At 46.3% G+C, this 18,402-nt stretch carries 16 protein-coding genes; 14 read left to right on the top strand and 2 right to left on the bottom strand.

Features of this window, described 5'->3' with window-relative positions; translation table 11 throughout:
* Positions 1-19: 19 nt before the first annotated feature.
* From ACN6MY_RS20325 to ACN6MY_RS20315, 3 genes are all read left to right on the top strand, one after another.
* Positions 20-1,114, top strand: a complete 1,095-nt coding sequence (locus tag ACN6MY_RS20325; RefSeq protein WP_419881790.1) for a DUF917 domain-containing protein — start codon at positions 20-22, stop codon at positions 1,112-1,114.
* The gene (locus tag ACN6MY_RS20320) at positions 1,114-2,694 is read left to right on the top strand and encodes a hydantoinase/oxoprolinase N-terminal domain-containing protein (RefSeq protein WP_419881789.1); all 1,581 of its coding nucleotides are present in this window, start codon (positions 1,114-1,116) and stop codon (positions 2,692-2,694) included. The genes ACN6MY_RS20325 and ACN6MY_RS20320 overlap by 1 nt, the downstream gene beginning before the upstream one ends.
* Positions 2,695-2,908: 214 nt before the next feature.
* Positions 2,909-3,931 carry a dipeptidase gene (locus ACN6MY_RS20315; RefSeq protein WP_419881788.1) on the top strand — a complete coding sequence of 341 codons (1,023 nt, stop codon included), beginning with the start codon at positions 2,909-2,911 and terminating at the stop codon, positions 3,929-3,931.
* Between the two features lie 287 nt (positions 3,932-4,218).
* On the opposite strand, the gene ACN6MY_RS20310 is transcribed toward ACN6MY_RS20315, so the two are convergent.
* Complete coding sequence (locus ACN6MY_RS20310) at positions 4,219-4,752, bottom strand: transcription repressor NadR (RefSeq protein ID WP_419884236.1); 534 nt, start codon at positions 4,750-4,752, stop codon at positions 4,219-4,221.
* 63 nt (positions 4,753-4,815) lie between these two features.
* The gene (locus ACN6MY_RS20305; protein ID WP_419881787.1) at positions 4,816-5,937 is read right to left on the bottom strand and encodes an IscS subfamily cysteine desulfurase; all 1,122 of its coding nucleotides are present in this window, start codon (positions 5,935-5,937) and stop codon (positions 4,816-4,818) included.
* A 117-nt stretch (positions 5,938-6,054) separates the two neighbouring features.
* Here ACN6MY_RS20305 and nadB point away from each other — a divergent pair, with 117 nt between their 5' ends.
* The 11 genes from nadB (at position 6,055) to queA (ending at position 18,386) form a co-directional block, all read left to right on the top strand.
* Positions 6,055-7,635 carry an L-aspartate oxidase gene (nadB, locus tag ACN6MY_RS20300; protein ID WP_419881786.1) on the top strand — a complete coding sequence of 527 codons (1,581 nt, stop codon included), beginning with the start codon at positions 6,055-6,057 and terminating at the stop codon, positions 7,633-7,635.
* Positions 7,616-8,464 carry a carboxylating nicotinate-nucleotide diphosphorylase gene (gene nadC, locus ACN6MY_RS20295; RefSeq protein ID WP_419881785.1) on the top strand — a complete coding sequence of 283 codons (849 nt, stop codon included), beginning with the start codon at positions 7,616-7,618 and terminating at the stop codon, positions 8,462-8,464. The genes nadB and nadC overlap by 20 nt, the downstream gene beginning before the upstream one ends.
* 9 nt (positions 8,465-8,473) lie before the next feature.
* Positions 8,474-9,577 carry a quinolinate synthase NadA gene (gene nadA / locus ACN6MY_RS20290; protein WP_419881784.1) on the top strand — a complete coding sequence of 368 codons (1,104 nt, stop codon included), beginning with the start codon at positions 8,474-8,476 and terminating at the stop codon, positions 9,575-9,577.
* A gap of 122 nt (positions 9,578-9,699) precedes the next feature.
* On the top strand, positions 9,700-10,785 hold the full coding sequence (locus ACN6MY_RS20285) for a nitric oxide synthase oxygenase (RefSeq protein WP_419881783.1): 1,086 nt from the start codon (positions 9,700-9,702) through the stop codon (positions 10,783-10,785).
* A gap of 224 nt (positions 10,786-11,009) precedes the next feature.
* Positions 11,010-12,962 carry a SafA/ExsA family spore coat assembly protein gene (gene safA / locus ACN6MY_RS20280; protein ID WP_419881782.1) on the top strand — a complete coding sequence of 651 codons (1,953 nt, stop codon included), beginning with the start codon at positions 11,010-11,012 and terminating at the stop codon, positions 12,960-12,962.
* Complete coding sequence (locus ACN6MY_RS20275) at positions 12,952-13,932, top strand: phosphotransferase (RefSeq protein WP_419881781.1); 981 nt, start codon at positions 12,952-12,954, stop codon at positions 13,930-13,932. Before safA ends, ACN6MY_RS20275 begins: the two co-directional genes overlap by 11 nt.
* Before the next feature lie 96 nt (positions 13,933-14,028).
* Positions 14,029-14,709, top strand: a complete 681-nt coding sequence (locus ACN6MY_RS20270) for a YhcN/YlaJ family sporulation lipoprotein (protein ID WP_419881780.1) — start codon at positions 14,029-14,031, stop codon at positions 14,707-14,709.
* A gap of 141 nt (positions 14,710-14,850) precedes the next feature.
* Positions 14,851-15,390: a BofC C-terminal domain-containing protein gene (locus ACN6MY_RS20265; RefSeq protein ID WP_419881779.1), complete on the top strand. Its 540-nt coding sequence runs from the start codon at positions 14,851-14,853 to the stop codon at positions 15,388-15,390.
* A gap of 270 nt (positions 15,391-15,660) precedes the next feature.
* Complete coding sequence (gene ruvA, locus ACN6MY_RS20260; protein ID WP_090989577.1) at positions 15,661-16,275, top strand: Holliday junction branch migration protein RuvA; 615 nt, start codon at positions 15,661-15,663, stop codon at positions 16,273-16,275.
* An 11-nt stretch (positions 16,276-16,286) separates the two neighbouring features.
* Positions 16,287-17,288 (top strand): Holliday junction branch migration DNA helicase RuvB, encoded by a 1,002-nt coding sequence (gene ruvB, locus ACN6MY_RS20255; protein WP_419881778.1) that lies wholly within the window; start codon positions 16,287-16,289, stop codon positions 17,286-17,288.
* Between the two features lie 69 nt (positions 17,289-17,357).
* Positions 17,358-18,386, top strand: a complete 1,029-nt coding sequence (queA, locus tag ACN6MY_RS20250; protein WP_419881777.1) for a tRNA preQ1(34) S-adenosylmethionine ribosyltransferase-isomerase QueA — start codon at positions 17,358-17,360, stop codon at positions 18,384-18,386.
* Positions 18,387-18,402 lie beyond the last annotated feature (16 nt).

The following is an 18,402-nucleotide window of genomic DNA, read 5'->3' as shown; positions in this document are numbered from 1 at the left end:
TATTGGAGGTCTTTAAATAATGAGAAAATTAGGCAAACAGGAAATCGAAGATATCGCGGTTGGCGCGGCCTTACTTGGTACTGGCGGCGGTGGAGACCCATACATTGGCAAGTTAATGGCATTGCAGGCGATTGAAGAATACGGGGAAATCACCTTGCTGGATGTGGATGAAGTGCCAGATGACGCTTTAGTTGTGCCTTCTGCTATGATGGGAGCACCGACTGTCATGCTTGAAAAAGCCCCAAGCGGTGAGGAAGCAGCTGCTGCTTTCAAAAACCTTGAAGCCTATTTAGGAAAAAAGATCTTCGCAACGATGCCAATTGAGGCAGGTGGACTCAATTCAATGCTTCCGTTGGCCCTTGCCGCAAAATTAGGTTTACCTGTTGTCGATGTAGATGGAATGGGCCGAGCGTTCCCTGAATTGCAAATGGTCACTTTCTATTTGGATGGTGTCGCGGCTTCACCTATGGTCCTTGCTGATGAAAAAGGGAACACTTCGTTGCTGTCAACAATCAATAATGTTTGGACAGAGAGGATTGCCCGCGCAGCTACAATTGAAATGGGCGGTTCAGCCATGATTGCCATCTATCCAATGACAGGCAAGATTGTAAAGGAAAGCGGAATTAGCAATATCTTAAAGCTGGAAGAAGAAATCGGCAAAGCCATCAGGCTTGCAAAGCAAAACAATGCAGACCCGGTCAAAGAAGTTCTCAAAAAGGGAGAAGGGTTTGAATTGTTCCGGGGCAAAGTCAGTGATATTAACCGGAAAACTGAAACCGGTTTTGCAAGAGGAGTCGCGACATTCGAGGGAATCAATGAATATAAGGGTGAAACACTCGAGGTCCGTTTCCAGAATGAGCATTTGCTTGCTCAGACCGAGCAGCGGCTCCTTTGCGTCACACCGGATTTAATTGCTGTGCTTGACGCGGAAACTGGCCTTCCAATCACGACAGAAGGCATCAGATATGGCGCTAGATGCGTCGTAATTGGAATGCCTTGCCATCCAAAGTGGAGAACGGAAAAGGGCATTGAAGTAGTTGGTCCTAAATATTTTGGCTACGATGTTGATTATATTCCTGTAGAAGAACTTGCGAAAAAAGGAGTGACAAAATAATGGGCGTATATCGTATTGGAATTGACGTAGGTGGAACCCATACAGACGCGGTCCTATTGGATCAGAACAATAAGGTGATATCGGAAACAAAATCACCGACCACTGAGGATGTAGCAACAGGCATTTATACAGCCATGAAAAAAATAATCAACGATGCGAATGTTCCTCGTGAACAAATCAAATATGCAATGCTAGGGACCACACATTGCACAAACGCCATCGTTGAGAGGAAAAGATTGAATAAAATTGCAGCGATTCGCATTGGTGCCCCGGCTACATTGGCCGTCAAACCACTGATTGGTGTACCGGATGACCTCCGCGTGGCACTTGGAAAGTATGTATATCTTATTCGGGGAGGGCATGAATTCGATGGGCGGGAAATTGTCTCTTTAGATGAAGAGCATTTATATCAAATCGCCGAAGAAATCAAAGGGGAAGTGGATTCTATCGCCATCACTTCAGTCTTTTCTCCTGTATCACAAAAACATGAACAGAGAGCAAGTGAAATACTGAAAGAAGTACTTGGGGACGACGTATCTGTTTCTTTATCATCAGAGATCGGCTCGGTAGGATTGCTGGAAAGAGAAAATGCGACCATCCTCAATGCTGCTGTTGTCAAGGTCGCTAAAACTGCAGCGGACGGATTCATAAATGCACTGAAGAACGAAGGGATTGAGGCGAGAGTCTTCTTCGGACAAAACGATGGAACATTAATGTCGGTAGAATATGCGGTTAAATACCCCATTTTTACGATTGCCTGCGGACCAACGAATTCTTTGCGAGGAGCATCTTATTTAACTGATTTCTCCGATGCGATTGTGGTGGACGTTGGTGGAACAACTTCTGATATTGGCGTACTCGTTCAATCGTTCCCAAGGGAATCCTCATTGGCAGTAGAGATAGGCGGAGCGCGGACCAACTTCCGGATGCCCGACCTTATTTCCATCGGCCTTGGGGGAGGAACAATCATTCGCATCCAGGACAATGGCGAATTCACGGTTGGACCAGACAGTGTCGGGTACCGCCTGCCGGAAAAAAGCCTGATTTTTGGAGGAGACACTTTAACTACAACGGATGTTGCAGTAGCCCTTGGAAAAGTCGATCTTGGTGATCCTTTAAAAGTGGCCCATCTTGATAAGGAATTATTAAATCGAGTCTATGATAAAATGGTAGAACTCGTCGAAGAAGCGATTGATAAAATGAAAACCAGCTCAACACCTGTACCGGTCATTCTCGTTGGCGGCGGCAGCATTTTGCTGCCAGAAGAATTAAAAGGAGCTTCAGAGGTCATTCGCCCTCAACATTCAGGAGTGGCAAATGCCATCGGGGCGGCGATTGCCCAGGTTAGCGGACAAATTGAAAAGGTGTATGCCCTAGCAGAAATCAGCCGGGAAAAGGCGCTGGAGCATGCCAAGGAAAAAGCGATGTCAGAAGCGATTAATGCTGGTGCAGATCCCGATAGCCTGGTTATTGTCGATATAGAGGATGTTCCGCTTGCCTACATGCCAGGAAACGCGACCCGTATCCGTGTTAAAGCAGCAGGTGATTTAGCACAAGTTGAAATGAATGAACTGGTGTAGTACAAACTGGATAAGAAAAGCGCAAGCGCCCTGTTAAGCCCCGACAAATCATCTCTACCCGGAAAGTCGCTCTTTGACTTTTTAGGGAGGAGGTTATTTGATCTCGAGGGGCTGGGCGCTGGAGCTAGACAGTTATCGATAATATAAATAAGCTCTAGTCCAATCTAGAGCTTTTTCTAATACTGATTATTATCAAATATTGGAGGAAAAGAATATGAGTATAGAAACATACATAGAGGAAATCAAAAATAAAACATTGATCATTGATGCCCACTTTGATCTTTTAATGGATGTGGCTATCCAAAGGGAAAAAGGCAGAAGGAAGGTGATTGAAACAGATTACTGGCCGCGTTTTAATGAAGGCGGGGTCAATATCATTATCACGGCCATTTTTATCGACAGCGGATTTTTACCCGAGATGGGTCTGCGAAAAGCGCTCAATCAGGTTAGTGCATTGTACGAAGAAGTACAGGAGTCCCCGGATAAATTGATGATTTGCAAAAATAGAGACGATATGATTCTGGCACAGCAATCAGGGAAAATTGGTTTCTTATTATCCCTTGAAGGAGCGGAACCAATTGGAACTGATTTAAGCTTATTAAGAGTGTTCTATGAATTGGGTGTCCGAAACCTTGGCTTGGTTTGGAGCAGAAGAAACGCGGTGGGAGATGGCAGCCATTTCAGTCCGATAGACGAAGGGACAAAGGGTGGAATAACCCACTTTGGAGTGAAGGTAATTGAAGAGGCCGAAAAGCTTGGAATGATGATTGATGTTTCCCATTTGAATGATGAAGGATTTTGGGATGTGATCGAAATGTCAAAAAAGCCGATCATTGCATCACACTCGAACTCACGGGTTCTTTCGAATACGATGCGTAATTTAACCGATGAGCAGATGAAAGCTATTGCATCAAAAGGCGGGGTGATTGGAGTCAATGCGGTAAGCATCATTGTTGCTGTGGAAGACGAAAATAGTACGTTGGAACAATTTATTAAGCACATTGACCATATAGTGCAGTTAATTGGGATTGATCATGTTGGGATCGGGCTCGATTTGTGCGATGATTTCTTCAAATATATGGACGCAGACGATTTAGCCAGAATGCCGCGAAAACCCTTTGATGTAATAGACGGCCATCAAAGCTTGCCGAAATTAATAGAGGGCTTGATAAATAGGGGCTATAAGGAAGAAGAGCTGCAAAAAATAATAGGAGGCAATTTTTTAAGAATCTTTTAAAAACTAGTGCCTGACCCCCTTTAGATTGCTAAGGGAGTCAGGCAATCCAGCTCCAGCGCCTAGCTCGCTGTGCAAAAGATGTTTTGGTCTCAGAAGGCAAAGAGCACCTTCTAAGTCCAAAACCCTATTTGCTTCGCGAGCTGAACAAGGCGCTTGCGCTTTATAGTCAATCCAGCTTCAGCGCCTAGCCCCTCGAGGTCATAAGTCACATAAGAATTGAAGGCAAAGGGCGCCTTCTATTCTTATGCGCCTTATGCTTGTCGGGGCTTTCAAGGCGCTTGCGCTTTTTAGGTTATCAATATGCCTTCTTTTCTTAGTGTTTCCTCGGCTTCGTCCAGCAGTTCTTCTGAGGATGCGGCGAGGGTGTGAAGGTGGATTCCTTCTGTGAGCTGTGATAAAAAGGCGGCGCCGGTATCTGTGATCTGCTGCATGAATTGCCGGACTTCCTTACGGGTGCTGACCATGATGGAAGCTGTGAGGTCGCCGTATACCGGGTGCTCAATTTTGACGTCTTTTACGATAATGCCAAGGTCCACAAGCATGTTGAGTTCTTCCTCTGTACGCTCGGGGCCATGCTGGCATGCGATAGTTCTTTCACATTGCTGTGTTTCGCCTGCCTGAAAATACAGATAGCCCTGGCTTGTTGCAATGATAGGTTCGTTTTTAGCTTTAAGCAATGTAATGTCTCCAACGATGACTTGCCTGCTCACATTGCTGATTCGGGAAAGCTCTGTTCCGGTGATGGGCTTTTTGCTTGATCTCAAGATTTCGAGAAGATGGCTGCGCCTCTCTTCACCCAGTAATTTCTTTTTTTCCAATATGTAACCTCTCCTTATATATGGTGTTATTTTACCATACATGGATTAAGAAGCCTTCCTATAAGCTTATCGGTTATTGATAATAGCGCAGAGGTGCCGGCAGATTCCTGAAATATGGTTTTCTGTTGTATTTTTTCCCATTGAGATACGAATTAAACTTTTTGCTTCTTCATTGCTTTTTCCGATTGCCATCATTGTCTTTGAAGGCTCCTGCTTGCCGATCTGGCAGGCGCTGCCGGTTGAAACGGCATAGCCCCTGCTGTTGAGCTCAAGCATGACATATTGTCCCTGATGCCCGGGGAATGTCACTCCAATGATGTGCGGAAGCTGGTGATTCGGCGATTCAATGACATCATGGGGAACTCCCATTTGCAAAAGTTCCTGCTTGAATTGTTTCCTGAGCGCAGAGATCCGGACGAATTCATCCTCCCGCGTTGTTTCGATCAATGCAGCGGCAGTTGCGAATGAAGCGATAGCCGGCACATTGACCGTTCCTGTTCTGAAGCCCATTTCATGGCTTACATCCGGGATAGGCGGCTTAAGTTTATGAACGGCAGGAAAGAGAAGGGCTCCGGTTCCCTTTGGGCCATATATTTTATGTGCGGAAATGGACAGGCTGTCACAGGCGAGGACGGCTTCCTCCAAATTCAGCTTGCCGAAGGACTGGACACAATCACCGTGCAGGAAGATGTCCCGGGTGCCGATGGCTTCTTTAATGGCCGCTAAGTCCTGTACACATCCTATTTCAGAATTCACGTGACCGCAAATGACGAGGAAGGTCGTATCCTTTATGCTTTCCTGAAGATGTGCAAGAGAGATCCTTCCGTCAGGGCTGTGCTTTAAATAGGTTATTTCATAGCCTTCTCCCTTAAGCTTTTTTAAGTAGTTCGATAGGGAGGAATGCTCGGTGCTGCTTGCGATAATATGATTCTTTTTTGTCAGGGATGTATAGATTTGCAATGCGAGCATATTGCTTTCAGTGCCACCGCTTGTAAAAATGACGCCTTCTTTTGTAATCCCTGCTGTTTCTGCAAGCTGTTTCCGTGACAGCTCAAGCAGCTCTTTAGCAGAAGAGCCTTCATCATGAAGACTGCTTGAATTTGCGTAAAACCTTCGTGAAGCTTCTATAAAAACCTCCAGCGCTTCTTCAGCGATTGGCGCAGCTGCGGCATAATCGAAATAAATCAAAGCCCTTCACATCCTAATTGTTGGTTTGGGAGAGCTTCAGCTAAAAAACTCTTGATAATAGTTTAATAATGTGTAAATATAGTTGTCAAGACACCTGTTAAAACAGGAGGCGCAAATATGGAATTCAGTGATGTAATTGTAATCGGGAGCGGCATTGCAGCGCTCGCTGTTGCATTAGAAGCAAGCAGGTCAAAGAATGTGAGAATTATCACAAAGTCAAAGCTTCGCGACAGCAACAGCTATCTGGCACAGGGCGGGATTGCTGCTGTCATGTCTGAGGACGATTCAACTTCAAAACATATAGAAGATACAATAATGGCCGGGAGAAATACAAATTCCCTTAAAGCGGTAAAAAAACTGGCGGAACATGCGCCTGAAGCCATGCAGGCGTTAATTACTGCCGGAATGGAATTTGATAGGAACTCTGGAGGTCAATTGATTCTTGGCATGGAAGGTGCCCACAGCGAACGAAGAATTCTCCATAGCCATGGAGATGAAACAGGCAAACATTTGATTGAGCATTATCTGAAAAAAGTAAAAGAAACCTCCATTAAAATATTGGAGGATACATGTGCTATTCAATTGATTCTTGGGGAAGACGGAGCATGCATGGGCGTCAAAACGAGGGATCATGAGGGGAACATGATAAAGCATTATGGTTCGCATATTGTCATCGCATCAGGCGGCTGCGGTTCACTGTTCCGGTTTACCTCCAATTCACCTGGAGTGGCGGGTGACGGGCTGGCGCTTGCTTTTTTGGCAGGAGCCCGGATACGGGATATGGAGTTCATCCAATTTCATCCGACGCTCCTCTCTATTGATGGAGTCACAAAAGGGCTTGTATCAGAAGCGGTGAGGGGCGAAGGTGCCGTTCTTGTGGATGAGACGGGAAAAAGGATCATGGAGGATATCCACCCTCTAAAGGATCTCGCACCGCGCCATATTGTTGCGCAGACGATTTATTCCTATCTTACCCACGGAAAAAAGGTGTATCTGGATATATCCATGATCAGCCAGTTCCGCGATCGGTTTCCAACGGTGGCTGCACTTTGCATGAAGTATGGAATTTCCATTGAAAAAGGCAAAATTCCAGTTGCTCCGGGAAATCATTTTTTAATGGGCGGCATTGAAACAGACCATCTTGGCAGGACATCTGTTAAAAATTTATATGCGGCAGGAGAAGCGGCCTGTAATGGCGTTCACGGTGCAAACAGGCTTGCCAGCAATTCCCTGCTTGAAGGGATTATTTTTGGCACGGAGCTTGGAAGGCATCTTGGTGATATCACAGCAGAAAGATATGACAGCAGGGAAAAATCTGAGAAGTTCTATAAAGCAGGAAACCTGCCGAAGCTTTCTCTTCTGAAGAAAAAACTGATGCAGCATGCCGGGATTGTCCGCAATGAACACGGGCTTTTGGAACTGAAAAATTGGATTGAATCCTATGATGTAGCCGGGGTGCTTGATTGCAGCAGGGAAATGCTGAATCAAGAGGAGCTTGCCAGTGTGAATGGGCTGATTGTGTCATGGCTCATTTGTGAGTCGGCACTTTTGAGAACAGAAAGCAGGGGAGGACATTTCAGGAGTGACTATCCTCTTGAAAATGACGGCGTCTGGCTTACGAACTTTATTTCATTTACGAAAAATGAACTGCTAGATTCTTTGAAAGGGACGTGTTCGTATGAACAAATTAAAGCTTAAAAAAATTCTGGAACAGTTTTTCATTGAAGACATTGGCGACCGGGATGTGACGAGTGATTCGTTATTTAAAAGCGAGATTGGCACATTGACCTTCATTGCCAAAGAAGCGGGCGTTTTTGCAGGCGAAGAAGTGATCAGGACTGGATTTTCCCTGCTTGATGATTCAGCAGAGGCTGAGCTGTTTATAAAAGACGGGGATCGTTTTGAAAAGGGCACAGAGCTTGTGCATATTAAAGGAAATGCTGCGGCCCTGCTGAAGGCGGAGCGCGTGGTGCTGAACCTTGTCCAAAGGATGTGCAGCATTGCTTCAGAATCAAGAAAAGCGGTGGATATTGTGGCAGGAACCGCCACCAAAGTCTGTGATACAAGAAAAACCACCCCGGGACTCAGGATGCTTGAAAAATATGCAGTGCGCTGCGGAGGCGCTTCAAATCATAGATATGGCCTATACGATACGGTCATGATCAAGGATAATCACATCTCGTTTGCTGGATCGATTGCAAGAGCAGTGGAGCTGGCAAGGGCAGAAATCGGCCACACGGTTAAAATTGAGGTTGAAACTGAATCAGCGGAGCAGGTGCAAGAAGCAGTACAGGCGGGAGCAGACATCATCATGTTCGACAACCGCTCACCTGAAGAAATCCGGGAACTGGTCCAGCTTGTGCCAGACCATATCATCACGGAAGCTTCAGGCGGCATCACGCTTGACACACTAGTACATTACAGAGATACGGGAGTCGGCTATATTTCCCTCGGATGCCTGACACATAGTGTACGGGCGCTTGATATTAGTGCCAAAGTGAAGATTTCCTCATTGCAGGTACAATAGGAGGCTACTATGAACATATTAGAACTTGCCCAAAAACAAAGCACAATGATGCCTGATAAGTATAAGACAATGAACACAGAAGCCATGGAAGCTCGGGTCAGGGAGATTAAAGAGCTGCTCGGGACCTCACTTTATATCCCCGGCCACCATTACCAGAGGGAAGAAGTGATCATGTTCTCGGATGATACGGGTGATTCCCTTCAGCTGGCCCAGCTTTCGGCACTGAACAGAGAAGCGGATTATATCGTGTTCTGCGGCGTCCATTTCATGGCTGAGACGGCAGATATCCTGACAAATGAAAATCAGGTGGTGCTGCTACCTGATATGAGGGCAGGCTGTTCTATGGCGGATATGGCAGATATCAGCCAGACAGAACGTGCCTGGGCAAAACTTCAGGCTATATACGGAGATACCATCATTCCGCTGACATATGTCAACTCAACAGCGAGCATTAAGGCGTTTGTCGGCAGACATGGAGGAGCGACCGTCACTTCCTCCAATGCAAAAGAAATGGTGTCCTGGGCGTTAACTAAGAAAGAGCGGATATTATTTTTGCCTGATCAGCATCTTGGCAGGAATACAGCGTTTGATCTGGGTATTCCGCTTGATGCCATGGCCGTTTGGGATCCGATAAAAGATGTGCTTGAGGATGAAGGAAAGTCCGATATCAAGGTGCTGCTCTGGAAAGGACATTGCTCTGTCCATGAAAATTTCACCGTCCAAAATATTGAATCGCTGCGTGCTTCACAGCCTGGTATGAATATCATCGTGCATCCTGAATGCAGGAGGGAAGTGGTCGAAGCCGCTGATTATAATGGATCTACCTCCTATATCATCAAGATGATTGAAAATGCGCCGTCCGGCAGTAAATGGGCAATCGGCACAGAAATGAATCTGGTCAAAAGGCTGATGAATCATCATCCTGATAAAGAGATTATTTCGCTGAACCCTAATATGTGCCCATGCCTTACCATGAACAGAATTGATCTGCCACACTTGCTGTGGTCACTCGAGTCGATTTTGGATAAAAATCCGGTCAATGTGATAAGCGTGGATAGGCAGATTGCAGATGATGCAGTACTTGCACTAAATAGAATGCTTGAAAGAGCATAAAATCTCCCGGGTATAGAAATTTTCATATAAAATATCAATGTTCGAGGATCCATGGACCTTGCTTACCTTTTTCATTCTGTTATGTTACTCTCAACATAACAGCAATTAGGAGGCAGCATAATTTGGATACAGCACTATTACAAGAAGCAGAGACCTTCATTAAAACCAGTTATGAAGAGCTGAATAAATCAGAAGAAGAAATACAAGGCCGCATTACAGAAGTTAGAGCGGCCATTGAAAAAGACGGTTTTTATGGACATACCTATGAGGAGCTTGAATACGGAGCGCGGCTTGCGTGGAGAAACAGCAACCGCTGTATTGGAAGGCTGTTTTGGGAAAGCCTGAACGTATTTGATCAAAGGGAGCTTTCTGCAGCCAGTGACATAAACGGAGCCCTGCAAAAGCATATAGAATTTGCGACGAACGGCGGTGCAATCCGGCCTTCAATTTCTATCTTTAAGCCTGCAAAAGACGGGGAAAACGGGATCCGGATACACAATCACCAGCTGATCCGGTATGCCGGGTATGAAACAGAGCAGGGCATTCTTGGAGATCCTGCTTCCATACCGTTTACAAAACAGTGCCTTGAGCTTGGATGGAAGGGTGCAAATACGCACTTTGATGTGCTTCCAATCGTCATTAGTGCTGGGGGCAGTTCTCCTGAGTTATTTGAAATACCCCGAAGCCTTGTAAAAGAGGTGGATGTAACTCATCCGGAATATCCCTGGTTTGAAGATCTGGGGCTAAAATGGTATGGAGTTCCGATTATTTCCGATATGCGCCTGGAAATAGGAGGCATTTCGTACTCTGCCGCGCCTTTTAATGGCTGGTACATGGGTACGGAAATAGGGGCAAGGAATCTGGCTGATGAGGACCGGTATAATATGCTGCCTCGAGTGGCGGCTTTAATGGGGCTTGATACAAACCGGAATAGCTCCCTTTGGAAGGACCGTGCACTGATTGAACTGAATGAAGCAGTTTTGCATTCCTATAAAAAGGCAGGAGTCTCAATTGTCAACCACCATACAGCGGCCAATCAGTTCAAGCTTTTTGAAGAAAAAGAAAAGGCAAAAGAAAGGGAAGTGACGGGAGACTGGACTTGGCTCATTCCGCCCATTTCTCCAGCAGCCACCCACATTTTTCATCAGTCATATAAAAATGAAATCAAAACACCGAATTATTTTTATCAAAGCAAATCGGATTTTTAACATAAGGGCCTGGAGCACTCTGAAATGGATGCTGCGGGCTTTTTTTTATGGATTGTGCTGTGATGCCTATAAAAGCGGAGTCAGGCAGAAATATTTTTTGCCGGCGAAACTCCCTGACAGCATCATAAAAAGGGTTCCTTTCGCATAAGTTTTGAGGAAAATGATAGCAATTTACCTAATGCTTCATAGTATATATGGACATATGCACAGGAGGGATTGTCAGCGTGAAAATTCATATAGTCCAAAAGGGAGATACACTTTGGAAGCTCTCAAAGAAGTACGGAGTCAGTTTTGAAGAGCTCAAGCAAGTAAATTCCCAGCTCAGCAACCCGGATATGATGATGCCAGGCATGAAAATTAAAATACCGGGATCTGCCGGAGTGAAAAAAGAAGCACCGGCACATTCAGGGCACGGTACGGTGAAGGAGGTTCCAAAGCCCCATCAGCAGCCGGTTCAGCAGTATAAACCGCCGGTAAAGGAAGCGCCGATAGCAAAGCCTAAGGAAATGCCGGTTCCCCCGAAGCCGATGGCGCCAGCACCAAAAGAAATGCCGATCGTGAAAGAAAAACCTATCATTAAGGAAAAACCGATTATAAAAGAGGTTCCTGTTCCGCAGCCGGTCATGCCGGAAATCGACATCAATAATTATTATATGGTCAATATGGCCAACATGAGTGTGCAAAAGCCGCCTGCACCCAAAAAAATCAAGCCGGTTAAAATAGAAAGTCCGGAAATAGTGCCGCCAAAGCCTGTGGAAATGCCAGTGATGGAGCAGCCGGAATGTGTACCTGTGACGCCGATCATGCCTGGAAGCGGCTTTTGCCCGCCAATGGGTTTTCAGCCATGGTCATATGGTCTGCCGATACAGCCCATGCCTCAGGTACAGGGAGCGACAATGAATCCATATTATGAAGAAAGCTCGTCCTCACATATGCACGAACATCATCATGCAATGAATATGCCGCCATATCCTCAAGGAGGTCTGTACCAGCCATATCAGCACTATCAGCAGGAGCATGGGCATCACCATCATCATCATGGATACGAGTCCTCCTCTGACATCATGCCTAACTACCAGCAGCCTTTTTACGGAGGAACACAGCCTGGCTACGGCAGTCCGATGGTCCAGGGAGTGAACGCCCAATTTGCTCCACATGGCATGCATCATCATTTTGAGTCTTCATCCGAGTCTTCAAGTGATATGATGCACCACCATCACGGCAGCAATCAGCACTTCGTACCGCCGATCCCGCAATATTATCAAGAGCCGAAATATAAGCCTCAGAGCGGCTGCGGCTGCGGACCGGGAGAATCTTCTGATGGATACGGCATGTCTATGGGGCATTATCCGCAATATGCTAATCCGGGACATGACGGAAACCCGGGTCCTGGGGGATATCCGCAAATGGGAGAATATATGCAGCATGGAGGCGGACAGGAACATTCCGGCATGCCAGGACACGGGATGGAACCATATGGGCAGCAAGGCATGCATGGAGGTCCGCAAATGGGAGGTCAGCCGGGAATGCATGGAGGTCCGCAAATGGGAGGTCAGCCGGGAATGCATGGAGGCCCGCAAATGGGAGGTCAGCCGGGAATGCAAGGAGGCCCGCAAATGGGAGGTCAGCCGGGAATGCAAGGAGGCCCGCAAATAGGAGGTCAGCCGGGAATGCATGGAGGCCCGCAAATGGGAGGTCAGCCGGGAATGCAAGGAGGCCCGCAAATGGGAGGTCAGCCGGGCATGTATGGAGGCCCGCAAATGGGTGGCCAGCCTGGCATGTATGGAGGCCCGCAAATGGGAGGTCAGCCGGGAATGTACGGAGGCCCGCAAATGGGAGGTCAGCCGGGCATGTATGGAGGCCCGCAAATGGGAGGTCAGCCGGGAATGCAAGGAGGCCCGCAAATGGGAGGTCAGCCAGGCATGTATAGAGGCCCGCAAATGGGAGGTCAGCCGGGAATGTACGGAGGTTCCCAAATGGGTGACGGAAGGCCGTTTGGCAATCCTGCATTTGACGGGATGCAGGCTCCATTCAGCCAGCCGCAATTTGGAGGAGAAGGAATCCCTTTTCAGCCTTTAGGTCAGGATCATCCATACGCTGGGCCTTTCTTTGATGGAAACAGCCCAATGCCAGCATATGGCATGCCGGTTTATGCAGATGAAAGCGATGAGTTTTAATTTTGGGGGAGACAGTGTATTTTACACTCGTCTCCTGTCTTATTTAAAAGAAAATGGCATTCTCCTTAAATCACTGAAGCATATAAGAAGCCACGTGTTCATCCTGAAATGCGATAATACAGAGCCGATAATTTTAAAACGTTTTGATTCTGCGGGGAATTGGGAAAACCAAAAGCTGCTCACCTCATTACTGAAAGAAAGAGGTTTTTACAAAACATATGATATATACGACATTCCCCCGTTTTACTATGAATACGGGGTATTTGGGTGTATTCAGTACTTAGAGCCCGCAAGCAGGCCGTTTCACTTTTCTGACAGCAGAGACCGAAGTGAGGGACTCAGGCTGCTGGACGAATTCCATGCTATTTCCTCGCAGCTTCCAAGGGAATTTTCAGCGCGCATCCACCGTTTTCGGCAAATCGATAAATGGCAGGAACGTTTGCAGGCTTTCAGGCAAAACTTCCAGAACGTTTCGCGGTATGTATCTGACAGTATCTTGAAGAGCTGGCTAAGCTGGGGTGAATGGGCCCTTCAGGGGATGAGAGATCATCAATATGATCTTGAGGCTGATGAAAATGTCATCATCCACGGAGACTGTGCACACCATAATTTTTTGCGCAGTAAGGAAGGAGAGCTGTTTTTAATTGATTTTGACTTAATTTCATCAGCTCCAGCCATGATGGATGATCTGCAGTATTGCAATCGCATTTTAAGCTATCTGGAAAATCCGGCAGAAGAATTATGGACGTATCCTGAAATAAACAGGTACAGAAACAATACGGCCTTTTTATATGCACTTACCTTTCCTGCAGATGTTTTCAGAGAATGGAACAGGCTGATTCGTGAAAATCAGCTCGGAAACGGGGCACAGCTGCATCATATTTGGAAGCTGACCGTAGAGGAATATCCAAAAAGGATGAAAATGAATGCCGGTATATCGCAAAAAATCCTGGAAAGCAGCAGAGCTTAAATCTGGTGTGAAGTGTCAGTATAAAGCATGCCCCTGTCATGAATCCTATTAGGGAGATACGTGTTTTATCTCACTTTGCGAAGGGGGGTTTTGCCGTTGAGGAAACGATGGACGATGCCGCTTTGTATGATGCTTGCCGCGGGTTTAGCCGGCTGTTCAGCGGGAAATGTAGCTGAGAACGGCCAAAAAAATACGGATGCCGTCAGATCCCAAAAGAACATGACAGCAAAAGATAACCTGGCGAGGAACATCAGTGACCGTGCACCCTTGTTTGGGTCTTCAGGCAATAAGGGAAACGGATTGGGGAATCTGGGAAACCCTGCTGTGCCGCTTGGCTATAACAGCGGGAACTTAGACCAGGAAAATGATTTCAGCACAAGAGACAGAAACTATCATAGTCATGAAGGAATTCCGCAAAGAACAAGGAGCTCGTATTATACAGCCTATGAAGGTGCGCTTGTTGACAGCATCGTAAAAAAAGCCAACTCCGTTCATGGTGTAAAAGATTCACGGGCAATTATTACACGTGACCGGATACTGGTCACCCTGCTCGTTAAAAATAATCAGTCTCCTTCTGATGTAAAAAAAGAAGTGAGAAACAGGGTAAATAAGCTTTCAGGAAAAAGGAAGCTGACAGTTGTAAGTGATCAGGGCCTTTACTACAGAGTGATTTCACTTGATAATGACCTTCGCGACGGCGGCCCGAGAGATATGGTCCTTTTGGATGCGCAGGATTTGTTCGACAACCTGGATCTTCATAAAAATCATGCTCAATAAGACCGAGCCCGGCATCCTGATGAGATGCCGGGCTTTTGCTTTGTTGGTTATAAAATACTTTTTTAAGCCGGATAAAATTTCTTGTTTTGGCCAAACTAGGGCTAAAAGGTATTCCATTTTCTAAAGAAGAGGTGATTGGAGATGAAGAGCCGTTTACTGTTACTGTTAGTGATGATTATTGGACTTTCGGCCTCCGGTGCGCTGGCAGCTGGCGCGGAAAAGCCATCTCATTCTGAAAAGGAAGCAACTCCTGTTATAAAGGAGCCGCTTGAAAGGAAGGTTATTCTCAAGAGGCATTATTTAGACGGAGAAGTGAGCGAAGAAACCGTAAATGAAACCATTTTGTCCATGGAGGATTTTTGGGCCAAGTACGAAGACTGGCAGCTCGTGGATCAAAATTCAGTTGAAATGGTATTCAAAAAGCAGGAAAATGACATTTCACCCTTGATGAAGGTTAATGGATTTTTTGGCATATCAGAGGATGGAACACTTTCCATATTCAATGGCAGGCCCGATAATCACCCGATGATCATCCATTCTTTCTTCCAGATTGATTTAGGCCGTCTTGATTCTTATAAACAAAAAGAACTGCTAAAGGGCATTCCTATTTTGAATAAAGATCATTATGAAGAAGTGATTGAGGCTTATAAGCCTTATTCCGTCCTGAAATCTAAAAACTAGGGCAGTGAAGGTGCGGATAATTTCCATTTTACTGGATAGTAAATCCAAATTCAGAGGTGATTCGAGCCAAATCACCTAGTATTCGAGCGGAATCCCCGCTGATTCGGGCGAATTGCCGCAAAGTCGTATAAATCCTTCATAAGAAGAAGAGAAAGCAAAGCGGACATTAAGGTGTTCCGCTTTTTCGTGTTTGCTTCCCAATCTTTTCTCAACTTTCAAGGTGTGGTATGGTACAATGAGAGGTACAGCAAAATCAGGGAGCGAAGCGATTTGTATGATTATATTAAAGGAACAATAGATTATATCGGGCCTGAATACATTGTGGTGGAAAACGGGGGAATCGGATATCAGGTGATGACGCCGAATCCTTTTATTTTTTCGTCGAAGCTGCATGATCAGGTCCAGATTTTCATATACCACCATGTGCGCGAGGATATTTTTGCGCTGTATGGGTTTGAAGCAAGAGAAGAAAAGGCTTTGTTCACAAAGCTTCTGAATGTAACGGGAATCGGGCCTAAGGGAGCACTTGCGATCCTCGCATCAGGGCAGGTTGATCAGGTGGTCCAGGCGATTGAAAATGAAGATGAAACCTTCCTTGTGAAGTTCCCTGGCGTAGGCAAGAAAACAGCACGCCAGATGATTCTTGATTTAAAAGGAAAGCTTGAAAACATCGTGCCGGATTACTTCCCTAGTCTTTTCAATGATAAGCTTGCAGAAGGGGCACGGGCTGCCGGATATCTTGAAGACCTGGAGGAGGCGGTACTCGCCCTGAAGGCGCTCGGCTATTCTGAAAAAGAAGTCCAGAAGGTGGCAAAGGTACTCGGTAAGGAAGAATTAACGACTGAACAATATATTAAAAAAGCGCTGCAATTGATGTTAAAATAAGGGGTGGAGATATGGAGGAGAGAGTTTTCAGCCAGGAAGCCGACCTAAGCGAACAATCCTTTGAACAAAGCCTTAGACCGCAAACACTCAGACAATATATTGGCCAGGAAAAAGTGAAGGCTAACCTCAGCGTCTTTATCGAGGCCGCGAAAATGAGGGAAGAAACGCTTGACCATGTGCTTTTATATGGACCGCCGGGACTTGGAAAAACGACTCTTGCCGTCATCATTGCCAATGAAATGGGCGTGAATGTCCGCACCACCTCAGGGCCTGCTATTGAAAGGCCAGGAGATCTCGCCGCCATCCTAAGCGCACTTGAACCGGGGGATGTGCTGTTTATCGATGAAATCCACAGGCTTCCAAGGGCTGTAGAAGAGGTGCTGTATCCAGCGATGGAGGATTTCTGCCTGGATATCGTCATTGGCAAAGGACCGGCTGCGCGTTCTGTCCGCATTGACCTGCCGCCCTTTACGCTTGTTGGGGCGACAACAAGGGCTGGTTCTCTTTCCGCACCGCTAAGGGACCGTTTCGGCGTCATGAGCCGGCTTGAGTATTATACAGAGCCGCAGCTGAAGGAAATCGTTGTCCGTACAGCAGAAATCATGGGTACGGATATTGACGTCCGCGCTGCCGGTGAAATTGCCAGGCGGTCAAGGGGCACGCCGAGGATTGCAAACCGTCTCCTCCGGCGGGTTAGGGATTTTGCCCAGGTCAGGGGAAATGGTACGATTACAGAGGAGCTTGCGGATTATGCTCTGGAATTGATGCAGGTTGACCGTTTAGGACTTGATCATATTGACCATAAATTACTTAAAGGGATTATCGAAAAATTCCGCGGCGGCCCAGTCGGTCTTGAAACCATTGCGGCAACGATCGGCGAGGAGTCGCATACCATTGAGGATGTGTATGAGCCGTATCTGCTGCAGATCGGATTCATCCAGCGCACTCCAAGGGGAAGGCTGATTACAGACCTTGCCTGCCGCCATTTTAATATGGAGCTTCCTTCTCCGTAAAAGGGAAACAGGCATTTTAGCAAATGCCTCAGAATTTCAAAAACTGCAAACAGGAAGAAGAGGAACAGCATGAAAGTAGATATGTTTGATTTTCATTTGCCTGAGAACTTAATTGCACAGGTACCCCTGGAAAATCGGGAAGAAAGCCGATTGATGGTTCTCGATAAACAAACAGGCAGCATCAATCATGAAGTATTTAAAAATATTACAAGCTATCTTAAACCGGGTGACTGCCTTGTTTTGAACGATACAAAAGTGCTTCCGGCCAGGCTTTTTGGCACAAAGGATGATACAGGGGCCAAAATCGAGGTGCTCTTGCTGAAGCAGGAAAACGGCGATTCCTGGGAAACTCTTGTTAAACCGGCAAAAAGAATTAAAGAAGGCTCAAAGATCATTTTCGGAGACGGAAAGCTGACGGCTGTCTGCACAGGCGTACTCGATCATGGCGGACGGATTCTTGATTTTCAATATGACGGGATTTTTTATGAAATACTTGAGGACCTTGGCCAAATGCCGCTTCCTCCTTATATCAAGGAACAGCTGGATGACCAGGACCGCTATCAGACTGTGTATGCAAGAGAGCGCGGCTCAGCGGCGGCACCGACTGCGGGGCTGCATTTCACAGAGCATTTGCTTGAAGAGATTAAGGAAATGGGTGTACATATCGCGTTTATAACGCTTCACGTCGGCCTTGGCACGTTCAGGCCTGTAAGTGTGGATGATATTGATGCACACGAAATGCATTCGGAATTTTACCAAATGACCGAAGGCACATCAAGGCTTTTGAATGAAGTGAAGGCACAGGGCGGCCGGATCATTACCGTCGGAACAACATCAACAAGAACGCTTGAAACCATTGCTTCGAAAAATGATGGTGTTTTTAAAGAAGACAGCGGCTGGACAAGTATCTTTATTTTCCCTGGATATGAATTCAAGGGCATTGACGGAATGATCACGAATTTCCATTTGCCAAAATCAACGCTGATCATGCTTGTCAGCGCACTGGCAGGACGTGAGCATGTATTGAATGCTTATGAGACGGCCGTGCGCGAAGAATACCGCTTTTTCAGCTTTGGCGATGCTATGCTGATTAAGTAATTGCCTGTCTTTAAAT

Source organism: Peribacillus sp. B-H-3, assembly GCF_048572925.1.
Taxonomy (GTDB): Bacteria; Bacillota; Bacilli; order Bacillales; family DSM-1321; genus Peribacillus.
This window is presented reverse-complemented; position numbering and strand designations above follow the sequence as displayed.

Coding starts and splice junctions, on each gene's coding strand:
- ACN6MY_RS20265 (WP_419881779.1), top strand. CDS start 14,851: ATGAAGAGCCGTTTACTGTTACTGTTAGTGATGATTATTGGACTTTCG.
- nadC (WP_419881785.1), top strand. CDS start 7,616: ATGAACAAATTAAAGCTTAAAAAAATTCTGGAACAGTTTTTCATTGAA.
- queA (WP_419881777.1), top strand. CDS start 17,358: ATGAAAGTAGATATGTTTGATTTTCATTTGCCTGAGAACTTAATTGCA.
- ACN6MY_RS20325 (WP_419881790.1), top strand. CDS start 20: ATGAGAAAATTAGGCAAACAGGAAATCGAAGATATCGCGGTTGGCGCG.
- nadB (WP_419881786.1), top strand. CDS start 6,055: ATGGAATTCAGTGATGTAATTGTAATCGGGAGCGGCATTGCAGCGCTC.
- ruvB (WP_419881778.1), top strand. CDS start 16,287: ATGGAGGAGAGAGTTTTCAGCCAGGAAGCCGACCTAAGCGAACAATCC.
- ACN6MY_RS20275 (WP_419881781.1), top strand. CDS start 12,952: ATGAGTTTTAATTTTGGGGGAGACAGTGTATTTTACACTCGTCTCCTG.
- ACN6MY_RS20315 (WP_419881788.1), top strand. CDS start 2,909: ATGAGTATAGAAACATACATAGAGGAAATCAAAAATAAAACATTGATC.
- ACN6MY_RS20320 (WP_419881789.1), top strand. CDS start 1,114: ATGGGCGTATATCGTATTGGAATTGACGTAGGTGGAACCCATACAGAC.
- nadA (WP_419881784.1), top strand. CDS start 8,474: ATGAACATATTAGAACTTGCCCAAAAACAAAGCACAATGATGCCTGAT.